Below are 18563 nucleotides of genomic sequence, written 5' to 3'. Positions count from 1 at the left end.
CGGACCATGCCCTTGGTCCTTCCCTTGGTTCGATCGCCTCTCCCGGCGGGCCGCCTATGGGCCGCTGCACGGGTCCGGGCGGGTGCCCGGATAATTTGATCAAATATAGCCTACTACCGGATCAGCTGCGGACGCAAGCGGATTTTCGGACGCATGTTTGACGGCAGGTGACGGTTCAGCCGCCGGTTCATCACCCCGAAGGCCCAGGTCAAGAGAAGCGTCAGACAGATGAAGTAGAAAGCGACAATGGGATAGGGCACGAAGGGATTGAAGGTCTTGTCCGCGAAGTAGTTGGCGTAATAAAGCGCATCCCCCCGCTGCTGGAACGCCGGAAAGCCCGAGAAGAACACCAGCGTCGTGGCATGGAACAGGAAGATCGCCTCATTGGTATAGGCGGGCCAGGCCAGCCGAAGCATGGTGGGCCATTCGACCCGGCGGAACTTGTGCCAGCCCGAGATGCCATAGGCATCCGCCGCCTCCAGATCACCCTTGGGGATGGATTTCAGCGCGCCATAGAAGATTTCGGCCGAATAGGCGGCGGTGTTCAGGAACAGGACGAACAGCGCCCCCGCCCAGGCCTTGGTGGTCCAGGCCGTCTCGACCGTCAGGCCGAAGACATTGATCCCGGCACGGGGCAGCAGCACCAGCAGCTCGTAGGCCAGAAAGAACTGGATGAAGAGCGGAGAGCCGCGGAAGACGAAGATGAACCATTCCGCAGGCTTGCGCGCCCAGACAGAATGCGACGCCTTGGCCAGCGCCAGCGCATTGGCCAGAAAGAAGCCGCAGGCCAGCGCCACGGCGCCGAAATACACGTTCCAGATCAGGCCCGATCCGATCAGCGTGAACTGCTGGCAGAGGTCATAGCCCTCGCGCGGCAAAAGACGCTCGCCATAGCCCAGCGACCGCAGCGCATAGGCCTGAAAGGTTTCCCAGCAGGTCATGTGGCGGCCGCCTTTCGCATCTGCTCACCCGCCCGCGTGGCCTGTCCCTTGGACAGTTTCGCGGTCAGCCGGGCCAGCAGGATTTCCGACACCCGGGTGAAGGCCAGATAGAACACCATCAGGCCAAGGAAATAGAACACCCGCCAGTCGCCATGCGGATAGGGGTTGTTGCCGCTGGTCTTGGCGCTGCCCAGTTCTCGCGCCCAGTAGACGATGTCCTGCAGGCCCAGAAGGAACAGCAGCGGCGTCGCCTTGATCAGGATCAGCCAGAGGTTCGACAGGCCGGGCAGGGCATAGATCCACATCTGCGGCACAAGGATGCGGCGGAAGACCTGCCCCTGCGACATGCCATAGGCCTCGGCCGTTTCCAGCTGTGCCCGGGGGACGGCCTGCATTGCGCCATAGATGACATTCGCGGCGAAGGCGCCGAAGACGATGGCAAAGGTGAAAACCGCCAGCGTGAAGGCATAGGCTTTGTGCCAGATCGCGCCCGAGGTCGACAGCGGCACCTTGGCGGCCGGGCAGACCCGGAATTCACCCGCTTTCCAGACCGGCTGGCTGAGGTCGGTACAGACCCAGAGGTGCTTGAACCATTCGATCCCCTGATCCAGCGCGATCACGAAGAACATGAAATAGATGATGTCGGGCACACCGCGGACGGCGGCGATGTAGCCGCGCCCCAGAAGCGACAGCGGCACGATATGCGACCGCGCGGCGGTGGCGCCGAAAAAGCCGAAGGTCAGGGCAACGGGCGCCGTGACCGCCAGCAGCAGGAGCACCATCCCGAAGGACCAGTAAAAGTTGAAATGCGTGCCCGTGGTCAGATAGCAGGAAAGCCAGCTGAGCCCCGAAAGCGCGGCAGGGTCTGCGCAATATGCAAACATCTTTGATCCGTCGCGGTATGGGGGCGCGGGTGACCCGAGGGCACCCGCGCCGCAGGATCAGCCGATCAGAACAGCGCGGCTTCGGGGCCGAACCACTTGGTGATCATGGTGTTCAGCGTGCCGTCGGCCTTCATCGACTTGATCGCCTCGTCGAATTTGGCGCGCAGCTCGGTGTCCGATTTGCGCATGCCGCCACCGACACCGCCGCCCAGCTGCACCTCATCCGCCAGCAGAACGAGCGCGCCGCCCGAGTCGCCCGCGATCGGTGCCAGATAATCCTTGTCGGCAAAGACGGCATCCGCCTCGCCATTCTTCACCGCGGCCACGGTTTCATCCGGGGTGGCATATTCCAGCAGGGTGACGCCCGGCTGTTCGGCGATATAACCGGCCTGAATGGTGCCGGTCTGCGCCGCGATCACCGCGCCATCACCGATATTGGCATCCGCCGTCAGCCCGACATAGGCAGAGGAGGCCGGCGGGATGTAGTTTTCGGTGAAGTCGATCATCTGCTTGCGCTCGTCGGTGATCGACATGCCCGCCATGATGATGTCGTAGTTGCCCGATTGCAGGTTCGGGATGATCGAATCCCAGGCGTTCTGGACGAATTCACAGGTCAGCCCGGCGCGCTTGCACAGTTCGGTGCCCAGCTCGATCTCATAACCGGTCAGCTTGCCGGTGGCCTGATCAATGTAGTTATAGGGCTCATAGGCGCCTTCGGTGCCGATCCGCACCACGTCCTGCGCCATTGCGCCCGTCACTGCGCCCGTGCCGAATGCGGCCAGAGCGGTGGCGAGAAGAAGCTTTTTCATGTCGTAGTCTCCCTGTCGTAGGCTTGTTGTATTTTTGATCATATCCCGGTTTTTGGTCAGTGCCAGCGGGATTCCAGCGCGTCCATGGTGCCATCGGCAAACATTGCGTTCAGGGCCGTGTCGATCTTGCCCAGAAGTTCGGCATTTCCCTTGCAGACGGCGATTCCGACGCCTTCGTCGGGCACCTCGGCGGTGTAGAGATAGGTCAGCCCCTGACCCTGGATCAGCGGGGCCAGATCCTCGCGCGCTTCGAACGGGCCAAGCGCCAGATCGGCCTTGCCCGATCCCACGGCCCGAAGGGCATCGCTTTCCGACGGATAGGGGCGGTAGTCTAACCCGTTGTCGCGCAGGTAGTTTTCCTGAATCGTGCCCGAAACCACGGCGGTCAGCGCACCTTCGGGCGTGGGGGCACCTGCCGGGCCGACGAACCAGTCCACCCCTTCGCCCCAGGTATAGGCCTGGGTGAAATCCACCATCTGGCGTCGCTCGACACTGATGGCCATGCCGCCCAGCACAACATCGAACCGCCCCGACATGACGCCGGGAATCAGCTCGTCGAAGGTGGTCACCTCCCAGGTGCAGGTCCGGCGGATGCGGGTGCAGATGTCCTGCATCATCTCGTAATCATATCCGGTCAGGGCGCCGGTTTCGGCATCGTGGATCAGATAGGGCGGAAAGGTCGGCCCGGTGCCGATGACCAGCCTGTCGTCGCCGGCCGCGGCCAGAACGACCATCGCACCTGCCATCGCGACCGAGGCGAAGCAGGCCATCGCGGATCAGGCCGCCGTGGCCGAGAGAAAGCCCCTCAGCCGGTCAGACTTCGGGTTGCCGAACAGGTCCGCCGGCGGACCCTGTTCCTCGATCCGGCCCTGATGCAGAAAGATGACATGATCGCTGCAATCGGCGGCCAGCTTCATGTCATGGGTGACAAGGATCATCGTCCGGCCCTCATCGGCCAAAGCCTTGATGACCTTCACCACCTCCTGCTCCAGCTCGGGGTCCAGGGCTGAGGTCGGCTCATCGAAGAGCAGCGCGCGGGGTTCCATGCACAAGGCGCGGGCGATGGCGGCGCGCTGCTGCTGACCGCCCGACAGCTGCGCGGGCCAGGCATCGGCCTTGTCGGCGATGCCCACCTTGGCCAGATATTCGCGGGCCTTCGCCTCTACCTCTTTCGGGTCGCGCTTCAGCACCGTCACCGGCGCCTCCATCACGTTTTGCAGGATGGTCATATGGGCCCAGAGGTTGAACTGCTGGAACACCATCGACAGATTCGTGCGGATGCGCGTCACCTGCGCGCGGTCGGCCGGGTGGCGGCGCATGCCTTCGCCTTTCCAGCGCACGGCCTCGCCCTCGAAGACCACATCGCCCTTCTGGCTGTCTTCCAGCAGGTTGCAGCAGCGCAGAAGCGTGGATTTGCCCGAACCGGAGGAGCCGATGAGCGAGATGACATGCCCGCGCGGCGCGGTCAGATCGACGCCCTTCAGCACCTCCAGCGGGCCATAGCTTTTGTGCAGGTCGCTGATCTGGATGACGGGCGTGTCAGCCATGGTTCCGGTCTTCCCCTGTTTCCGGGCGCCTTTGTGGCGGCCTCGTGATCGTTTGCCCAAGTAGGGCGCAGATTTCCGGGCATTGCAACGCCCTTTCCGGACCTGCCGCAGGGGCAGCCGGCAAAGCCTCAGGCCGGGCCGCCAAATTGGGCAGGCGGGGGCGGATTGGGCACGGCCAGATAATCCGCGGCCCGTGCGGGCAGGATACCGCGCAGCCTGAGTGTCGCCCGGTCGGCCGGGGCAAGGGCGGCGATCCCCTCTTCCAGCGCGGCGAACACCGCGGCCGCATCGGCACCGGGTCCGGCGATATAGGGCAGGGCGGGGGTGTCCGCGGTGCGCGCCACCACCTTCAGCGCCAGCGCCGCGGGATCCTGCTGGTCCCGCAGCAGGGCAAAGCTCAGCGCATCCAGCGCCGCCAGATCGGCGCGGGCCCCGGCAACGGCGCGGGCGGACAGCACATGGCCGCCGGTTCGCAGGGCAGGCCGCAGCCGCAGGCCAAGCGCCGCCACATGGTTCGCCGCCGCCGCCCAGCCCGATTGCGACAGATCCTCGTTCCAGGCGAAGGGTGCATCCTGAAACGCGGCCAGCCCGTCGCGCGGATCATCCGCGCGCGCCACGAAGACCGAGTGATACATGCCCGGCGCCGTTTCCGGCAGGTCCAGCACCGGCGCCGCCACCAGCGTGACATGGCCGTGCAGCCGCGCACGATAGGGATAGCCGCAGGTCTGCGACAGGATCAGATCCGGCGACTGCCAGGCGCGCCAATAGGCGCCCTCTCCCCGTGTCAGCCACTCAGGCGCGGCCATGCCGCGGGCCCGCAGCCTGTCGCGCACCAAAGCCCAGAGCCGGTCATTCGCCGCCTGTGCGGGGCCGAAATCATACATCGCCAGCGAAGCGATCACTCCGCCCGCTCCGCCCTTTGCCGGGCCTGCGCGTTCTGAACATCGGTCAGGCCCAGCAGGTTGGAGACAAGGCGCATCAGCCGGTCTTCCTCGGCATCGCGGCTGCCGTCGGCCAGCGCCACCGACCACAGGGCCTGCATCACGGCGGCGCGGTCTTCGGGCTCTGTCGCGGATTTCAGCGCGCGGGTGAAGCGGACGGTATCGGGCGCCTCGGATTCCAGAACCTCGGCCTCGGCCCGCAGGCGGGCGGCCTCGAACGGGCTGAGCCCGTGCCGTGCCATCAGCACACGGTCGATCCGCTCCACCTCTTCGGCGGCATAAAGCCCGTCGGTGCGGGCCACGCGGACCAGAAGGGCCGCCAGCGCCAGCCGGGCATCGGCTTCGGGCAAAGGCTCGGGGGCGGGCGCCAGGAGACGGCGGAGGAGCTGTTCGAACATGGGCGGAAGATAGGCAGGCGCGGCCCCCCGCGCCACCGATTCCGCAACGCCCCGCAGACAGCTTTCGGTGAAGCGTCAGCTGCGCGGCGGCGTCAGCCCGGCAAAGAGGCGCGACAGCCGGGCCGCCTCTTCCGCCATACCCCAGGGCGGGTTGACCACGAACAGGCCCGATCCGGTCATCCGGTGGCCTTCGCGCGCGGGGGGGAAGGCCACCTCATGGCGCAGGGCGTCCGGGAATTGCGCCTGAAGCGCGCGCAGCATCGGCAGATGCGGCCCGTCGCGCAGGATCGGATACCACAGCATCAGATTGCCGACGTTCCATTTGCGCGCGACCTGCGCCAGCACGCGCGGGATGCGGTCGTAATCGGCCTTCACCTCATAGGGTGGGTCCACCAGCATCAGCCCGCGCCGCGGCGTGGGGGGCGTGATGGCCAGCGCCATGTCGAACCCGTCCTCACGCCGGATATGCGCGCCCCAGCCCGCCATGGCGGTTTCCAGCGCGGCATGTTCCTGCGGATGAAGCTCGGCCAGATGCAGGCTGTCGGTTTCGCGCAGGCCAAGCGCCGCGATCAGCGGAGAGCCGGGATAGGCGTCATCGCCGAACATGGCCGCCGTCTCGTCCAGCCGGTCGCGGTAGGGATGGCCTTCGGCGAACCAGTCGGACACCCGCAGGATGCCCTGCGCCGCCTCACCCGTCTTCAGCGCCTCGGCCGAGCCGAGCCGGTAAAGGCCACGCCCGGCATGGGTCTCGATATAGGTCAGCGGCTTGTCCTTGGCGGTCAGGTAATCCAGCACCCAGGCCAGAAGCGCGTGCTTCTGGACATCGGCAAGGTTTCCGGCATGGAAGGCGTGTTGATAGGACAGCATGGGGCGGGCTCTATCAGGCCGGAGCGCCCCGCGGCAAGTGTCGCGAGGGGGCGCTGCCCCCTCACCCCCGGGATATTTATGAACAGATGAATGGGGGCGGGCGTGAGGGGGATCATGCCGGGTGCATCTGCGGGAGACCTGGCTGCCGGCCCGGAAGTCCAGGTGGATCAGGCGGCAGGGCCTTCCGATCCGGCAAGCCGGAAACCCTGCATGACGTTTCGGCCGGATGACCGGGCTGCGGCCGGGAGACTGTCAGCGCGTCGCACTGCCATGCAATCCATCGCGCATCCGTTCGATTGTGCGAAGACGCAAGAGGGGCAAGCAGCAGGCTCCGGTCCTGAAGCCGTGGCCGCATCGGGTGGTGTGATCGCGCCATACTGCGGTCATCGGCCCGATGCGGAGAACTGATCCGGGTTAGGCCCCGGGAAAGGGACGTGCCTTTCCCGGGGACGTTCCGACGAAGACGGGCGGTTTGCCGTCAGTATTTCTGCGGGACATAGAGTTCCGGCGGCAGGACGGCGCGTTCGTAGTCCGGGTTGAAGACGCGGTCGGGCAGGGTGATGTCTTCATGCGGCACGTCCTCGTAAGGAAAGAGGCCGAGAAGATGCGAGATGCAGTTCAGCCGCGCGCGCTTCTTGTCATTGCCCTCGACGATATACCACGGCGCCTCGGGGATGTTGGTGCGGGCGAGCATCTCTTCCTTGGCCTTGGTATATTGCTCCCACCGGACGCGGCTTTGCAGGTCCATGGGCGACAGTTTCCACTGTTTCATCGGATCGTGGATGCGCATGAGGAAGCGCATCTGCTGTTCCTCATCGGTGATCGAGAACCAGTATTTCACCACCTTGATGCCGGAGCGGACGAGCATCCGTTCGAATTCGGGGACATCGCGGAAGAACTGTTCGACCTGATCCTCGTCGGCAAAGCCCATCACCCGCTCGACGCCGGCACGGTTGTACCAGCTGCGGTCCAGCAGGACGATTTCGCCGCCGGCGGGCAGATGCGGGACGTAGCGCTGGAAATACCATTGCGATTTCTCGCGGTCGGAGGGCGCGGGCAGGGCCACGACACGCACGACGCGGGGGTTCAGCCGTTGCGAGATGCGCTTGATCACGCCACCCTTGCCGGCGCTGTCGCGGCCTTCGAAGATGACCACGACCTTTTCCTTGTGATACTGCACCCAGCTTTGCAGCCGGATCAGTTCCGCCTGAAGATGGATCAGCGCACGGAAATAGGCTGGCCGCTCGATCGTGGGGCCATGGGATTTCTTGTAAATCTTGGCGATCTCAAGGCTCAGCTGGGCATCTTCCAGCTCCAGCTCATATTCCTCGTCCAGCGTATCGGCCAGTTCGGCCTCCAGCCAGTCCTTCGGGGTATCTTCGGTCATCGCGCGCCCATGACAGGTTCGGGGGTCAGGTTCGGGGCGGTGATGGCAGGGGAATGTAACCGGCGGGTGACATATCGGTGACGAAACGGAAAGGGGCCGCCGGATCGCTCCGGCGGCCCCCTTGGTCTTCGGCGCGGAGGATCAGCCCGCCAGTGCCTTGTTCAGATATTCGTCCACCTTTTCCAGGTAGCCCATGGTCGTCAGCCACTTCTGATCGGGGCCGACCAGCAATGCCAGATCCTTGGTCATGTGGCCGTCTTCGACGGTGTCCACGGTCACCTTTTCCAGCGTTTCGGCGAATTTCAGCAGCTGTTCGTTGCCGTCCAGCTTGGCGCGGTGCTTCAGGCCGCCGGTCCAGGCGAAGATCGAGGCGATGGAGTTGGTCGAGGTCTCCTTGCCCTTCTGATGCTCGCGGTAGTGGCGGGTCACGGTGCCGTGGGCGGCCTCGGCCTCGACGATCTTGCCATCGGGCGTCATCAGCACCGAGGTCATCAGGCCGAGCGAGCCGAAGCCCTGCGCCACGATGTCGGACTGCACGTCGCCATCGTAGTTCTTGCAGGCCCAGACATAGCCGCCCGACCATTTCAGCGCGCTTGCCACCATGTCGTCGATCAGACGGTGCTCATAGGTCAGGCCGGCGGCCTTGAACTTGTCGGCGAATTCCTCGTCGAACACCTGCTGGAACAGATCCTTGAAGCGGCCGTCATAGGCCTTGAGGATGGTGTTCTTGGTCGACAGATAGACCGGGACATTGCGCACGAGGCCATAGTTCAGCGAGGCGCGGGCGAAGTCGATGATCGACTGGTCCAGGTTGTACATGCCCATGGCCACGCCGGCGGCGGGGGCGCTGAACACGTCCTTTTCAATCACGGTGCCGTCTTCGCCGACGAATTTCATCGTCAGCTTGCCCTTGCCGGGGAATTTGAAGTCGGTCGCGCGATACTGGTCGCCAAAGGCATGGCGGCCGACGACGATCGGCTTCGTCCAGTGCGGCACAAGGCGCGGCACGTTCTTGCAGATGATCGGCTCGCGGAAGATCACGCCGCCCAGGATGTTGCGGATGGTGCCGTTGGGCGACTTCCACATTTCCTTGAGCCCGAACTCTTCGACGCGGGCTTCGTCCGGGGTGATCGTCGCACATTTCACCGCAACGCCGACCTCTTTGGTCTTGTTGGCGGCGTCGATGGTGATCTGGTCGTTCGTGCGGTCACGCTCTTCGATGCCCAGATCGTAATACAGAAGGTCCACATCCAGGTAGGGCAGGATCAGTTTCTTCTTGATGAAGTCCCAGATGATCCGGGTCATCTCGTCGCCGTCCATCTCGACGACGGGGTTTGCCACCTTGATCTTGGTCACTGGTCAGCCCTTTCGGTTTTTGGGATTCGCCTGAGCCGCTGCATAGCGGAAACCGGGGTGCGAAGAAAGATGGTATGCAATGGCATACCGAAATTCCGCCGCTTTTCGCCGGGGATCACACCAGATCCCACAACCGTTCGGGCAGGGCGGCGTGCATTGCGGCAGCCTCGGCAAAGGCGCGGGGGCCGCGGGCGGGGCGCCGTCCGGGTTTCAGTGGAAAGCGGCGGCGCGCTTCGGCCTGAAGGGCGTCCAGATCGCCGGGGACCGCTGCGGCGATCTGATCCACCTTGGCCAGAAGTTTATCCTGATGCATCCGCCAGCTGGCATCCTGCTCAGACCCGCCGCGGCCACGATAGCGTTCCTCCGCCAGCGCCAGATCGGCCAGCGCGAGGTGGAAGGTCACGAAATGCGCGCTGATCCGCACCGGGCGCAGCCGCAGCCGGTGACCGCCGCCCGCCCAGTCATTCGGCTGGCTGATGCAGAACGGCTTGGAATAGGCGGCGCTGACCTGCCCGAAGGGGCGCTGGCGCAGGATGGGCCGGGCGGGGTCCACGGGGGGCAGGTCGCGGCCCTTCTGCACTACGTCGATGCCATTGGCGTAGATATAGCCTTCGGCCTCCACCTCGCGCAGCGCGGCGGGCCAGTCCCCCGCCACCGGCGCCGCCGGGTCGATGCAGACGAATTCATCGGCATCGGTGCGCAGGACGAAGCGGTAGTCCCGCAGCAGATCCTGCGCGAGGCGCGAGATCTTGCGGGCAACAAAGCGGTCCTGCGCGATGCGGTCCCGTGGAGCATGGTGCAGGATGCGGATGTTCACGCCGTCCAGGTTCGCCTCCGGCACCCAGTCGTCACCGTCCAGCACGACGAACAGGTTTTCCCGCCCGACGATGGCGCCGTAATGGTCCAGCCATTTGCGCAGGAAGAAATGTTCATGGCGGCAATGGGTGACGGCACAGGCCAGCTTTTGCGGCATCGGATCAGGCGCCGAACCACGGGCGGGCGCGGGCGGAAACCCAGTCCCAGATCCGCGGCGCGCCGCGGGCGATCTTGACGCCGACCCGGGCGACCAGCTGGTCGAAGGTTACATTATAGGTGACCCATGTGCCGCCGCCGGAACTCAGGTTCGCCATGACGGGCTGCACCCGGTCCAGGCTTTTGGCAAAGACGGCATCGGGGGTCTCGGCCGCCTCGAACTCATCCCAAAGGGCGCGGAAGCTGGCCGCCTGGTCGGCGGGCAGCAGGCCGAAGATGCGGTCTGCGGCGCGCTGTTCCGCGGCCATGGTGTCGGCACTGGCATGGGCCTGCCCGTTCGCCGAATGGATCGGCACATCGCCGGTGTCGATCTCAACCAGATCATGGATCAGCAGCATGCGGATCACCCGGTCGATCTGCACTCCCTCTGGCGCCTGATCGGCCAGCACCATGGCATAAAGCGCCAGATGCCAGCTGTGCTCACCCGAGTTTTCCGGGCGGGACCCGTCGCAGAGCGTGGTGGCGCGAAGGACGGATTTCAGTCGGTCCGCCTCATTCAGAAAGGCGAACTGGGCGGTGAGGCGGTCTTGGGGGGCGAGGCTGTCCATGAAGCGATGCATGGCGGATCAGGACAGGGAAAGGCAAGGGGGTGGGGCGGGGTTTGGCCCTGCACCGTAAAGGAAAGGCGGGGTGAACCCCGCCTTGCAACCTAATGCGCGCTGGTGTCCCTTGGGGCGGCGGGGGCATTGGTGCCGTCGCGCCGCGCCTTCAGCGCCTTGACCAGAAAATCCCGGCCCCGCGCCTCGGCCAGCCGGATGCGGATCGAGGTCATATAGGCCTCTTGCAGGGTGGGCGAGGCCGCCATCAATACGCGGCCCACCTGCTCGTAGAACCGGTCGTCGCCCAGCTCGGGCTGCGCGGCCAGTACATCCCTGGCCAGTTCGTCCGCAAGCTCCTGAATGAAGGACATCAGCGGGTGCCTTCGCCCATGCGCCGTTTGACGTAGGAGGAGACCGTCTCGATCATCGGCTTCATATGCGCCTCTTCATCCTTGAAGAAGTGATCGGCGCCTTCCACCTCGGTATGGGTGATGGTGATGCCCTTCTGCTCATGCAGCTTGGACACCAGCGTGCGGGTGTCCTTGGGCGGGGCCACCTTGTCGGCGGTGCCGTTGATGATCAGGCCGGACGAGGGGCAGGGCGCGAGGAAGGAGAAGTCGTAGAGGTTCGCCGGCGGCGCGACCGAGATGAAGCCGGTGATCTCGGGCCGGCGCATCAGAAGCTGCATGCCGATCCAGGCCCCGAAGGAGAAGCCCGCCACCCAGCAATGCTTGGCATTCTGGTTCATCGACTGCAGGTAATCCAGCGCCGAGGCGGCATCGGAAAGCTCGCCGATGCCCTGATCATATTCGCCCTGGCTGCGGCCGACGCCGCGGAAGTTGAACCGCAGCACCGTGAAGCCAAGGTTGTAGAAGGCGTAGTGCAGGTTATACACCACCTTGTTGTTCATCGTGCCGCCATAGGCGGGATGCGGATGCAGCACGATGGCAATGGGGGCGTCGCGGTCCTTCTGCGGGTGGTAACGACCTTCAAGACGGCCGTCGGGGCCGGCAAATATCACTTCGGGCATGGGTCTCGCCTGACACTTGGGGCATATCTTGACGGATTTGCCCCGAAATTTTAGAATGGTTCTAAAGGCCCCGCAGGGCCTTCCGGATCGGACCTGAGGTAATGGCCGCATCGGGCGGCGTCAATGGAATTGCGGACGGGCAGGGAGGCGGCGGGTGAAACTTTCGACCAAGGGGCGCTATGCGATGGTGGCACTGGCCGATCTGGCGCTGAACGAGGGGAAGGGCGGCGAGGATCTGATCTCGCTGGCGGAAATCTCGAAACGGCAGGATATTTCGCTGCCGTATCTGGAGCAGCTGTTCGTCAAGCTGCGCCGTGCCGGTCTGGTCGAGGCGGTGCGCGGCCCGGGCGGCGGCTACAAGCTGGCCCGCAGCGCGGATTCGATCCGGGTGAGCGAGGTGCTGCAGGCGGTGGAGGAGACGGTGGATGCGATGCACACCGGGGCGGGGGCGACCGGCGGATCCTCCGGATCGCGCGCGCAGAGCCTGACCAACCGGCTGTGGCAGAGCCTGTCGGCCAATGTCTATGTCTTTCTGCACCAGACCCGGCTGTCTGATGTGGTGAAGAACGATCTGACGCCCTGCCCGGCGGTGCCGAACCTGTTCCGGGTGGTGGACGAGGACTGAGTTTTGGAGGGGCAGCGCCCCGCCGCGCCCGCCGGGGGTTTTGCACCCCCGGACCCCCGCAGGATATTTAGGAACAGATGAATGGCAGCGCGGCTTTATCTCGACTGGAACGCGACCACGCCTTTGCGGGCGGAGGCGCGGGCGGCGATGGTTGCCGCGATGGATCTGGTCGGGAACCCGTCTTCGGTTCATGCCGAGGGCCGCGCGGCCAAGGCGCTGATGGAGCGGGCGCGGGCGCAGGTGGCGGCGGCGCTTGGGGCCGAGGGGGCGGATGTCGTCTTCACCTCGGGCGCGACCGAGGCGGCGGCTTTGGCCTGTGCGGGCCGCGGGCTGGCCTGTGCAGCGGTGGAGCATGAGGCGGTGGCGGCCTGGTGTGATCCGGTTCTGCCGGTGGACCGGGCGGGGCGGGTGGCGGTGGCCGATCCGGGCCGCAGCGCGCTGCAGCTGGCCAATTCCGAGACCGGCGTGGTGCAGGTGCTGCCCGAGGGGCTGGCCGTCAGCGACCTGACGCAAGCCTTCGGCAAGTTGCCTGTGGCGTTCAACTGGCTGGGCGTCACGGCGGGCCTTGTCTCCGCCCACAAGCTGGGCGGGCCGAAGGGGATTGGCGCGCTGATCCTGCGGCAGGGCACCGATCTGCCCGCGCAGCTGCGGGGCGGCGGGCAGGAGATGGGCCGCCGCGCGGGCACCGAGAACCTGATCGGCATTGCGGGCTTTGGCGCCGCGGCCGAGTCGGCGGCACGGGATCTGGCTGCGGGTCTGTGGGATGAGGTGGCCGAGATTAGAAATATTCTAGAATCAGCATTGCTGGCCGGGGCGGAAGGGACTATTTCCGTCGGGAAAGACGCGGACCGCCTGCCCAACACGCTGAACCTGATTGCGCCCGGCTGGCGGGGCGAGACGCAGGTGATGGCGATGGATCTGGCGGGCTTTGCCGTCTCGGCGGGGTCGGCCTGCTCCAGCGGCAAGGTGCGCGCCTCGAAGGTGCTGCGGGCCATGGGGTTTGCAGAGGGGGAGGCGGCGCAGGCCGTGCGCATCTCTCTTGGCCCCGGGGTGACGAAGGATGACGTGCTGCGGTTCGCCGATGCGTGGACCAAGGCCTATGCCCGGGCAAAGGCGCGGGCCGCATGACGGAGAAAGCGATGAACACCGAACTGGCCGATGACATCCGCGAAGGCGTGGACCGGGAGACCATCGAAACCGTTCAGGCCATGGCCGGGAAATACAAATACGGCTGGGAAACCGAGATCGAGATGGAGTTCGCGCCCAAGGGCCTGAACGAAGACATCGTCCGTCTGATCAGCGAAAAGAATGGCGAGCCGGAGTGGATGCTGGACTGGCGTCTGGCCGCCTATCGCCGCTGGCTGAAGATGGAAGAGCCCCGCTGGGCCATGCTGAACTACCCTGAGATCGACTATCAGGATCAGTATTACTACGCCAAGCCGAAGAGCATGGACGTGAAGCCCAAGTCGCTGGATGAGGTGGATCCCAAGCTGTTGGCCACCTACGAAAAGCTGGGCATCCCGCTGAAGGAACAGGCGCTTCTGGCGGGGGTCGAGGCCCCCGAGGGGGAGCGCAAGGTTGCGGTGGATGCGGTTTTCGACTCCGTCTCGGTCGGCACCACCTTCAAGGAAGAGCTGAAGAAGGCGGGCGTGATCTTCTGCCCGATTTCCGAGGCGATCCGCGATTACCCGGAACTTGTGCAGAAATACCTCGGCTCGGTCGTGCCGCAGTCGGACAATTTCTTTGCCACGCTGAATTCGGCGGTCTTCTCGGACGGGTCTTTCGTCTATGTCCCGCCGGGCACCCGCTGCCCGATGGAACTGTCGACCTATTTCCGCATCAATGCCGAAAACACCGGGCAATTCGAACGCACGCTGATCATCTGCGACAAGGGGGCTTATGTCTCCTATCTGGAGGGTTGCACCGCGCCGAAGCGTGACACCCATCAGTTGCATGCGGCGGTGGTGGAAATCGTCATCCTTGAGGATGCCGAGGTCAAATATTCGACCGTTCAGAATTGGTTCCCGGGCGATGAGAACGGCAAGGGCGGCATCTACAACTTCGTGACCAAGCGCGCCGATTGCCGCGGCGACCGGGCCAAGGTGATGTGGACGCAGGTGGAAACCGGATCGGCCATCACCTGGAAATATCCGTCCTGCATCCTGCGCGGGCATGACAGCCAGGGCGAGTTCTATTCCATCGCCATCGCGAACAACTATCAGCAGGCCGATACCGGCACCAAGATGGTGCACCTTGGCCGCAATACGAAGTCGCGGATCGTCTCCAAGGGGATTTCGGCCGGCAAGGCGCAGAACACCTATCGCGGTCTGGTCTCGGTCCACCCCAAGGCCACCGGCAGCCGCAACTATACCCAATGCGACAGCCTGCTGATCGGCGATCAGTGCGGCGCCCATACGGTTCCCTACATCGAGGTCAAGAACAACTCCTCGCGCTGCGAGCATGAGGCGACCACCTCGAAAGTGGACGAGGATCAGCTGTTCTACTGCCGCTCGCGCGGGATGGATGAGGAAGAGGCGGTGGCACTGGTGGTGAACGGCTTCTGCAAGGAAGTGCTGCAGGCGCTGCCGATGGAATTCGCCATGGAGGCGCAAAGCCTTGTGGCGATCAGCCTCGAAGGCTCGGTCGGCTGAACCATGGCGGAGGCGCGGCAGGGGCAGGGCGCAGGCAGCGGGGGCGGCACGGCCGATCCCGGCTTGCGGCTGCTTTTGGACCGGCTGGCGCCCGCCCCGCGGCTGGCGATTGCCGATGTGGGGGCGAACCCGCTGACGCCGCCGCCCTATGCCGGACTGCTGGCGGCGGGCGGCTGCACCGTCTTTGGCTTTGAGCCGCAGGCCGAGGCCTTTGCCGCGCTGCCCCAGACTGAGACGGAGCGTTATCTGCCGGTGGCCGTGGGCGACGGGAGTGAGATTGCGCTGAACATTTATGCCTCCAGCGGGATGACCTCGGTCTTTCGGCCCGATCTTGCGGCGATGGACTGGCTGGGCAAGCGCAAACGCTGGGGCACGGTCTTGCGGACAGTGCAGGTGCCCACGGTGCGGCTGGATGACGTGGCCGGGCTGGAGGCGATCGACCTTCTGAAGATCGACATTCAGGGCGGTGAGCGCGCGGTGATCGAGAACGGGCCGCGGCTCCTCTCCGGCGCATCGGCCGTGATCACGGAACTGCGCTATTACCCGCTTTATGAAGGCGAGCCGATGCTGCATGGCGTGGATGCCGTGCTGCGGGCGCAAGGCTTTGTCCTGCACCGGTTTCTGCCGATGTCGGCGCGGGCGCTGCCGAATTCGCAATCGTCCCGGCTGAACCTGCCGCGGATGCGGGATCAACTGGTCGATGGCGATGCCGTCTATATCCGCGATCCCGCGCGCGGGCTGACGGACCGGCAGCTGGTGGCGCTGGCGCTGCTGGCGGCGGGGGTGTTCGGCAGCCACACGCTGGTGCTGAACTGCCTTGACCGCCTGGTGCAGCGCGGGCTGGCCCCGGCGGAGCTGCCGTCGGCTTATGTCGATCTGCTGCCCGCGCGCCTGCGGTCGGAGGGCGGGACATGACCGCGCCCGAACGCCCCGAACTGACCCTGCCCGAGGCGGAGGCCGCGCTGCTGCGCGCCGAATATGCCGGGGCGAAGACGGTGCTGGAATACGGCTCCGGCGGGTCCACGCTGGTGGCGGCCGAAGGTGACGCCGCGGTCTGGTCGGTGGAAAGCGATGCGGACTGGGCCGCGATGATGCGTGGATGGTTTGCCGCCAATCCGGCCAAAGGTGCGGCGCAGATCCACCATGTGGACATCGGCCCCACGCGCGACTGGGGCCATCCGGCGGATGAAACCGGATTCCGCCGCTGGCCGGATTACGCGCTGTCGGTCTGGGACCGGCACGACTTTGCCCATCCCGATGTGGTGCTGGTGGATGGCCGGTTTCGGGTCGGCTGCTTCCTGTCCATGCTCTACCGTATCAGCCGCCCCGTGGTGCTGCTGTTCGACGATTACGCCAACCGTCCCGGTTATCACCGGGTCGAGGAACTGGTGAAACCCCGCGATGTGGTCGGGCGCATGGCGCGCTTTGACCTGAGACCCACCCCGCTGACGCCTGACCGGCTGCGCGGCTTTGCCAAGGCCCTGCTGCAACCGGCCTGAACGGAGAAGAAAGATGCTTGAGATCAAGAACCTGCACGTGAAACTTGAGGAAGAGGATAAAGTCATCCTCCGTGGCGTGGACCTGAAGATCGGGCCGGGCGAAGTGCATGCGATCATGGGGCCCAACGGCTCGGGCAAGTCGACCCTGTCCTATGTTCTGGCCGGGCGTGAGGGCTATGAGGTCACCGACGGCGCCGCCACGCTGGATGACGAGGAACTGCTGGAGATGGAACCGGAAGAGCGCGCCGCGGCGGGCCTGTTCCTGGCGTTCCAGTATCCGGTGGAAATTCCCGGCGTCGGCAACATGACCTTCCTGCGCACCGCGGTGAACGCGCAGCGCAAGGCCCGCGGCGAAGAGGAACTCTCGGCGGGCGAATTCCTGAAGGTCGTGCGCGAAAAGGCCAAGGCGCTGAAGATCGACGCCGAAATGCTGAAGCGCCCGGTGAACGTGGGCTTTTCGGGCGGTGAGAAGAAGCGCAACGAAATCCTCCAGATGGCCATGCTGGAGCCGAAGATGTGCATTCTGGACGAGACCGACTCGGGCCTTGACGTGGACGCCATGAAGCTGGTGGCCGATGGCGTGAACGCGCTGCGCAGCGAAGGCCGGTCCTTCCTGGTGATCACCCACTACCAGCGCCTGCTGGACCATATCAAACCGGATGTCGTGCACATCATGGCGGCGGGCCGCATCGTCAAGACCGGCGGGCCGGAACTGGCGCTGGAGGTCGAGAACAACGGCTATGCCGATCTCTTGGCCGAGGTGCAGTGATGGCTGTGGCGCAGGCAAAGCTGGACGTGCTGGCGGCGCGGATCGCCGGCCTGTCCTTTGACGGCGCGGGCTGGCTGGGCGCGGCGCGGTCGCAGGCGCTGGCGCGCTTGTCCGCCATGGGCCTGCCGGTCAAGCGCGACGAATACTGGCGCTACACCGATCCTTCGGCGCTGACCTCCGCCGAACCCGCCCCGGCGGCGGTGTTCGATGACAGTGACGAGGCGCCGCTGTTTGACGGGATCGACCGGCTGAAGCTGGTCTTCGTGGATGGCATCTTCGACGCGGAAGCCTCGGACGATCTTGCGCTTTCGGGGGTAGAGATCGAACGTCTGGCCACCGCGCCCGCGGCCGATATCCACTGGGCGCAGGGCCTTTATGGCGTGCTGGAAGGCCGGGGTCAGAATCCGGTGGAACGTCCGCTGGCCGCGATGAATTCGGCCTTTGCCACCGATGGGGTGCTGATCCGGGTGACCGCGCAGGCGGCAAAGCCGGTGAACCTGATTTATCGTCATGTTTCCGCAACTTCGGATGCGATCCTCCACCATTGCGTGAAGGTGGAATCCGGGGCGGAGCTGACCCTTCTGGAGAATGGCCCGGCCGCGGCGCGCTTCAACAAGGTGCTGGAGGTTGAGGTGGCCGATGGGGCCCGCTTCCATCACATCCGCGCGCAGGGCCGCGATCATGAGCGGCGGGCGGTCACCCATATCTTCGCCCGATTGGGATCGGAATCGCTGTTCAAATCCTTCACGATGACCGCCAACGGCCGACTGACCCGGAACGAGGCCATTCTGGAGCTGACCGGCGATGACAGCGTGGCCCATGTCGCAGGCGCCAGCCTGGGAGACGGTGATTTCCTGCATGACGACACCGTCTTCATCACCCATGCGGCCGAGCGGTGCGAAAGCCGTCAGGTCTACAAGAAGGTGCTGAAGAACGGCGCGACCGGCGTGTTTCAGGGCAAGATCCTTGTGAAGCAGGGCGCGCAGAAGACCGACGGCTATCAGATCAGCCAGAGCCTTCTTCTGGACGAGGACAGCCAGTTCCTGGCCAAGCCCGAGCTGGAAATCTACGCCGATGACGTGAAATGTTCGCACGGCTCCACCTCGGGTGCCATTGACGAGACGGCGCTGTTCTACCTGCAATCCCGCGGCGTGCCGAAGCGGATCGCGCAATCCCTGCTGGTTCTGGCTTTCCTTGCCGAAGCCATTCAGGAGATCGAGGATGAGGCCATTGCCGAGGATATCCGGCAGCGGCTGGACAACTGGCTGCACCGTCACGAACTCTGACA

Annotated in this window: 21 protein-coding genes; 7 read left to right on the top strand and 14 right to left on the bottom strand. The window is 65.0% G+C overall.

The annotated features are described in order from the left end of the window. Positions 1-113: 113 nt before the first annotated feature. The 14 genes from ACO2Q5_RS19745 to ACO2Q5_RS19680 form a co-directional block, all read right to left on the bottom strand. Complete coding sequence (locus ACO2Q5_RS19745) at positions 114-941, bottom strand: ABC transporter permease (RefSeq protein WP_423294227.1); 828 nt, start codon at positions 939-941, stop codon at positions 114-116. Then, entirely contained in the window at positions 938-1825 is an 888-nt protein-coding gene (locus ACO2Q5_RS19740) for an ABC transporter permease (protein ID WP_423294225.1), read from the bottom strand. Before ACO2Q5_RS19740 ends, ACO2Q5_RS19745 begins: the two co-directional genes overlap by 4 nt. A gap of 65 nt (positions 1826-1890) precedes the next feature. Then, entirely contained in the window at positions 1891-2634 is a 744-nt protein-coding gene (locus ACO2Q5_RS19735) for a transporter substrate-binding domain-containing protein (RefSeq protein ID WP_423294223.1), read from the bottom strand. A gap of 56 nt (positions 2635-2690) precedes the next feature. Further along, positions 2691-3404, bottom strand: a complete 714-nt coding sequence (locus ACO2Q5_RS19730; protein ID WP_423294221.1) for a substrate-binding periplasmic protein — start codon at positions 3402-3404, stop codon at positions 2691-2693. Between the two features lie 6 nt (positions 3405-3410). Then, a complete protein-coding gene (locus ACO2Q5_RS19725; RefSeq protein ID WP_423294219.1) occupies positions 3411-4181 on the bottom strand; it encodes an ABC transporter ATP-binding protein in 771 nt (256 codons plus the stop codon). A gap of 128 nt (positions 4182-4309) precedes the next feature. Then, entirely contained in the window at positions 4310-5083 is a 774-nt protein-coding gene (locus ACO2Q5_RS19720; RefSeq protein ID WP_423294217.1) for a PhnD/SsuA/transferrin family substrate-binding protein, read from the bottom strand. Further along, complete coding sequence (locus tag ACO2Q5_RS19715) at positions 5080-5520, bottom strand: TerB family tellurite resistance protein (RefSeq protein WP_423294215.1); 441 nt, start codon at positions 5518-5520, stop codon at positions 5080-5082. The genes ACO2Q5_RS19720 and ACO2Q5_RS19715 overlap by 4 nt, the downstream gene beginning before the upstream one ends. Positions 5521-5595: 75 nt before the next feature. Then, a complete protein-coding gene (locus tag ACO2Q5_RS19710; RefSeq protein ID WP_423294213.1) occupies positions 5596-6387 on the bottom strand; it encodes a 23S rRNA (adenine(2030)-N(6))-methyltransferase RlmJ in 792 nt (263 codons plus the stop codon). Positions 6388-6865: 478 nt separating this feature from the next. Next, positions 6866-7774, bottom strand: coding sequence for a polyphosphate kinase 2 (ppk2, locus tag ACO2Q5_RS19705; RefSeq protein ID WP_423294211.1), 909 nt, complete (start codon positions 7772-7774; stop codon positions 6866-6868). A gap of 141 nt (positions 7775-7915) precedes the next feature. Then, entirely contained in the window at positions 7916-9130 is a 1215-nt protein-coding gene (locus ACO2Q5_RS19700) for an NADP-dependent isocitrate dehydrogenase (protein ID WP_423294209.1), read from the bottom strand. A 115-nt stretch (positions 9131-9245) separates the two neighbouring features. Continuing rightward, positions 9246-10103 carry a glycosyltransferase family 2 protein gene (locus ACO2Q5_RS19695; RefSeq protein ID WP_423294207.1) on the bottom strand — a complete coding sequence of 286 codons (858 nt, stop codon included), beginning with the start codon at positions 10101-10103 and terminating at the stop codon, positions 9246-9248. Positions 10104-10107: 4 nt separating this feature from the next. After that, on the bottom strand, positions 10108-10710 hold the full coding sequence (locus tag ACO2Q5_RS19690) for an HD domain-containing protein (protein ID WP_423294205.1): 603 nt from the start codon (positions 10708-10710) through the stop codon (positions 10108-10110). A gap of 101 nt (positions 10711-10811) precedes the next feature. Beyond that, complete coding sequence (locus ACO2Q5_RS19685; protein WP_423294203.1) at positions 10812-11072, bottom strand: hypothetical protein; 261 nt, start codon at positions 11070-11072, stop codon at positions 10812-10814. Beyond that, positions 11072-11731 carry an alpha/beta hydrolase gene (locus ACO2Q5_RS19680; RefSeq protein WP_423294201.1) on the bottom strand — a complete coding sequence of 220 codons (660 nt, stop codon included), beginning with the start codon at positions 11729-11731 and terminating at the stop codon, positions 11072-11074. The genes ACO2Q5_RS19685 and ACO2Q5_RS19680 overlap by 1 nt, the downstream gene beginning before the upstream one ends. 154 nt (positions 11732-11885) lie before the next feature. Here ACO2Q5_RS19680 and ACO2Q5_RS19675 point away from each other — a divergent pair, with 154 nt between their 5' ends. From ACO2Q5_RS19675 to sufD, 7 genes are all read left to right on the top strand, one after another. Then, positions 11886-12356 carry an Rrf2 family transcriptional regulator gene (locus ACO2Q5_RS19675; protein ID WP_423294199.1) on the top strand — a complete coding sequence of 157 codons (471 nt, stop codon included), beginning with the start codon at positions 11886-11888 and terminating at the stop codon, positions 12354-12356. Positions 12357-12437: 81 nt separating this feature from the next. Then, complete coding sequence (locus ACO2Q5_RS19670) at positions 12438-13484, top strand: cysteine desulfurase family protein (RefSeq protein ID WP_423294197.1); 1047 nt, start codon at positions 12438-12440, stop codon at positions 13482-13484. An 11-nt stretch (positions 13485-13495) separates the two neighbouring features. Continuing rightward, positions 13496-15007 carry a Fe-S cluster assembly protein SufB gene (gene sufB / locus ACO2Q5_RS19665; protein ID WP_423294195.1) on the top strand — a complete coding sequence of 504 codons (1512 nt, stop codon included), beginning with the start codon at positions 13496-13498 and terminating at the stop codon, positions 15005-15007. 3 nt (positions 15008-15010) lie between these two features. After that, positions 15011-15922: an FkbM family methyltransferase gene (locus tag ACO2Q5_RS19660; protein ID WP_423294193.1), complete on the top strand. Its 912-nt coding sequence runs from the start codon at positions 15011-15013 to the stop codon at positions 15920-15922. After that, on the top strand, positions 15919-16506 hold the full coding sequence (locus ACO2Q5_RS19655) for a hypothetical protein (protein ID WP_423294191.1): 588 nt from the start codon (positions 15919-15921) through the stop codon (positions 16504-16506). The genes ACO2Q5_RS19660 and ACO2Q5_RS19655 overlap by 4 nt, the downstream gene beginning before the upstream one ends. A 13-nt stretch (positions 16507-16519) precedes the next feature. Next, complete coding sequence (gene sufC, locus ACO2Q5_RS19650) at positions 16520-17275, top strand: Fe-S cluster assembly ATPase SufC (RefSeq protein WP_423294189.1); 756 nt, start codon at positions 16520-16522, stop codon at positions 17273-17275. Continuing rightward, a complete protein-coding gene (gene sufD / locus ACO2Q5_RS19645; protein WP_423294187.1) occupies positions 17275-18561 on the top strand; it encodes a Fe-S cluster assembly protein SufD in 1287 nt (428 codons plus the stop codon). Before sufC ends, sufD begins: the two co-directional genes overlap by 1 nt. The last annotated feature ends 2 nt before the right edge of the window (positions 18562-18563 follow it).

This window comes from Neotabrizicola sp. VNH66 (assembly GCF_049445895.1).
In the GTDB taxonomy this organism is placed as follows: domain Bacteria; phylum Pseudomonadota; class Alphaproteobacteria; order Rhodobacterales; family Rhodobacteraceae; genus Pseudogemmobacter.
This window is presented reverse-complemented; position numbering and strand designations above follow the sequence as displayed.